The organism is Domibacillus sp. 8LH (genome assembly GCF_038806185.1).
GTDB lineage: Bacteria > Bacillota > Bacilli > Bacillales > Domibacillaceae > Domibacillus > Domibacillus indicus_A.
This window is the reverse complement of record NZ_JAVJNG010000363.1, coordinates 1-231: the sequence shown is the minus strand read 5'-3', so window position 1 is coordinate 231 and position 231 is coordinate 1. Positions and strand designations below refer to the sequence as shown.

Below are 231 nucleotides of genomic sequence, written 5' to 3'. Positions count from 1 at the left end.
CATCATTTCCAACACCCCATGCACCTTGGAAAATGTCAACTGCTGGATCATCGTCACCATTTTGCCCAACACGATCATAGAAAGTATTGAATTCTTGTAAACGACCATCTAAAAGTTGAACTTTTAAACCTACTTGTTCCCAAGACTGGATGTAGTAGTTAGCTAGTGGCTCAGCTGTGTCTCCACCTGACATGGAAGCAAAATTAATTACTAACTCTTCCCCATCTGGAG

General features: G+C 41.6%; 1 pseudogene. It reads right to left on the bottom strand.

Features of this window, described 5'->3' with window-relative positions:
- Nucleotides 1–231, bottom strand: a pseudogene (locus RG959_RS25025) (oligopeptide ABC transporter substrate-binding protein); the annotation flags it as partial.